Source organism: Helicobacter didelphidarum (assembly GCF_003364195.1).
Classification (GTDB): Bacteria; Campylobacterota; Campylobacteria; order Campylobacterales; family Helicobacteraceae; genus Helicobacter_A; species Helicobacter_A didelphidarum.
Genome location: NZ_NXLQ01000082.1, coordinates 1 through 2,664, shown reverse-complemented (window position 1 = coordinate 2,664; position 2,664 = coordinate 1). Strand labels below are relative to the sequence as shown.

At 30.1% G+C, this 2,664-nt stretch carries 5 protein-coding genes and 1 pseudogene; all 6 read left to right on the top strand.

Going from position 1 to position 2,664, the window contains the following annotated elements; translation table 11 throughout:
* Positions 1–685, top strand: a 685-nt coding sequence (locus CQA53_RS10755; RefSeq protein WP_245945901.1) for a hypothetical protein, incomplete at its 5' end; no start/stop codon positions are given.
* A gap of 11 nt (positions 686–696) precedes the next feature.
* Positions 697–1,077 (top strand): hypothetical protein, encoded by a 381-nt coding sequence (locus CQA53_RS10750; protein WP_115543946.1) that lies wholly within the window; start codon positions 697–699, stop codon positions 1,075–1,077.
* Positions 1,078–1,257: 180 nt separating this feature from the next.
* Complete coding sequence (locus CQA53_RS10745; RefSeq protein ID WP_115543944.1) at positions 1,258–1,488, top strand: hypothetical protein; 231 nt, start codon at positions 1,258–1,260, stop codon at positions 1,486–1,488.
* Positions 1,489–1,538: 50 nt separating this feature from the next.
* Positions 1,539–1,913 (top strand): hypothetical protein, encoded by a 375-nt coding sequence (locus CQA53_RS10740; RefSeq protein ID WP_115543945.1) that lies wholly within the window; start codon positions 1,539–1,541, stop codon positions 1,911–1,913.
* A 180-nt stretch (positions 1,914–2,093) separates the two neighbouring features.
* Entirely contained in the window at positions 2,094–2,324 is a 231-nt protein-coding gene (locus tag CQA53_RS10735) for a hypothetical protein (protein WP_115543944.1), read from the top strand.
* 50 nt (positions 2,325–2,374) lie between these two features.
* Positions 2,375–2,664, top strand: a pseudogene (locus CQA53_RS10730) (hypothetical protein); the annotation flags it as partial.

The window sequence follows — 2,664 nt, the reverse complement described above, 5'->3', positions numbered from 1 at the left end:
AGAACACGAAACATTTAAAATTCTTACAGATTTAGAGGGCAATGAAATAATAGGCGAAGAAATAATAATAAATCTAAGAGAGGAATGGCTAGATAAACAAGTAAGATTCTTTGCTTTTGTAGAAAATCCCAAATATGAAGTAGGTATCACATTGCATATTTACTCTCCAATGCAATACAAAGAAGAAGGATTAATTGATGTAAGTGGGTATATTATAGGATTTGTTGGAGCTATTGGTAAGAATGTGGTTGTTAGGGGTGTGAAATTTGCTTCAGAGTTACAAGGTAGCATATATGTAAAGAGGGAAAATAAAAGATATAACAATATTCCCAAAAGGTCTATGGATAATGATTTAGCTAGGGATTGGTATAATGCTGAAATAGAAAAGATGAAGATACTAAAAGATAGAATCTTAACACTAGAAGAAAGGGCAAGATTTTGTTTTAATTTTCGTAATCAAGCAAGGACTGCGACAAGAGAAAACATGAAAGATACAAAAAAAGTAATCGAACTTAATACAAAAAAACCTAATACAAGTTGGGAAAAATTAATAGAGGATATTAAACAGAAAAAAGGATTAACAAAAATGGAAGATATTTATCAAGAGATTATAGAATCTTCACAACGCACCAATCCAGAAGTAAATAGTCAATATGGCTCATCTAAGATAATACCCAAAAAATAAAGGAGAAAATAATGAGTAACAAAAACAATAAAATTACATATTGTAAATTGCATTGGAAAAGGTATAATTTCTTAGATTTTGCAATTATAAACTTTTACTGCAAAGAAGAGATAGTGCCATTTTGTATTGAATCTTTAGCAAAATACAAACATTACAATGTGGTATTAAATGAAGATTATCTTTTAGGACCTGATGTGAGTATTTGGGATTTTACTATCAATGATTTACCTTATATATGGATGTGGGATGTAGAGACGGGAGAGAATACTATACGAGCCGAATTCACAGAAACACCAGACAATACAGAAAACAAAACCCTAGAAAAAATTATGCAAGACCTATGCGATATTCTCAATATGCTTGTAGAAAATGGAGAAATCCAAACATTCTAAAAGCAAAACCACAATGCTTTTATGCTAGAATCCTTTACAATCTTATCATACAAAAGAGGATAAATATGGACAAACAAGCCTTTATTACACACTTTCGAGATTTTTTACAAAACCTAGAATCTAAAATCTGCCAACCCAAAATTAATAAGACAGGTTTCAAGTAAAAAGGAACAAGCTGTTATGGCATCTAGGTTTCGCAATCAGGCTAAACGAGATACAAGGGATATAATGAAAGACAAACAAGAAGCACAGCGATTAGATAGGATAGAGAGGGAATATACTTGGGTTTTTCTTGTAAAAAAAGCTAAAGATAGGGGTAAAAGAGGCGATGAAATTTATGATTATATCATAGAATCTTCACAACGCACAAGAATAAGTGTCAATGAGAAAATGGGGATAAAACCAAAATGATACAGCAGATTTTACAATATATAGTGAATTTATTGAGAAAGGAGAAAAAGATGAATAGATTAAAAAATGGAATGAAAATCATTGATTATTATACACTCTATAGAGATGATATTATGAGGCTTGAAATATGTATTCTTAACTTTAACTATGAAGATGCTTGTCCTTATTGTCTTAAACTTTTATCAAAATATAAGCAATACAATGTGGTATTAAATAAAGATTTTTTATTAGGACCATCTGAGAGTATTTGGGATTTTACTATCAATGATATTCCATATACTTGGAAATTTGATTTAGATTTTGCAGAAAATCAAATTAGACCTGCACATCAATATTCACAGGATAAAACCCTAGAAAAAATAGTCAAAGACCTATGCGATATTCTCAATATGCTTGTAGAAAATGGAGAAATCCAAACATTCTAAAAGCAAAACCACAATGCTTTTATGCTAGAATCCTTTACAATCTTATCATACAAAAGAGGATAAATATGGACAAACAAGCCTTTATTACACACTTTCGAGATTTTTTACAAAACCTAGAATCTAAAATCTGCCAACCCAAGATTAATAAGGCAGGTTTCAAGTAAAAAGGAACAAGCTGTTATGGCATCTAGGTTTCGCAATCAGGCTAAACGAGATACAAGGGATATAATGAAAGACAAACAAGAAGCACAGCGATTAGATAGGATAGAGAGGGAATATACTTGGGTTTTTCTTGTAAAAAAAGCTAAAGATAGGGGTAAAAGAGGCGATGAAATTTATGATTACATTATAGAATCTTCACAACGCACAAGAATAAGTGTCAATGAGAAAATGGGGATAAAACCAAAATGATACAGCAGATTTTACAATATATAGTGAATTTATTGAGAAAGGAGAAAAAGATGAATAGATTAAAAAATGGAATGAAAATCATTGATTACTATACACTCTATAGAGATGATATTATGAGGCTTGAAATATGTATTCTTAACTTTAACTATGAAGATGCTTGTCCTTATTGTCTTAAACTTTTATCAAAATATAAGCAATACAATGTGGTTTTAAACAAAGATTTTTTATTAGGACCATCTGAGAGTATTTGGGATTTTACTATCAATGATATTCCATATACTTGGAAATTTGATTTAGATTTTGCAGAAAATCAAATTAGACCTGCACATCAATATTCACA

What these genes read in the sequence shown, in the direction of transcription:
- CQA53_RS10735 (WP_115543944.1), top strand. Translation starts at nt 2,094, where the DNA reads ATGGCATCTAGGTTTCGCAATCAGGCTAAACGAGATACAAGGGATATA.
- CQA53_RS10740 (WP_115543945.1), top strand. Translation starts at nt 1,539, where the DNA reads ATGAATAGATTAAAAAATGGAATGAAAATCATTGATTATTATACACTC.
- CQA53_RS10750 (WP_115543946.1), top strand. Translation starts at nt 697, where the DNA reads ATGAGTAACAAAAACAATAAAATTACATATTGTAAATTGCATTGGAAA.
- CQA53_RS10745 (WP_115543944.1), top strand. Translation starts at nt 1,258, where the DNA reads ATGGCATCTAGGTTTCGCAATCAGGCTAAACGAGATACAAGGGATATA.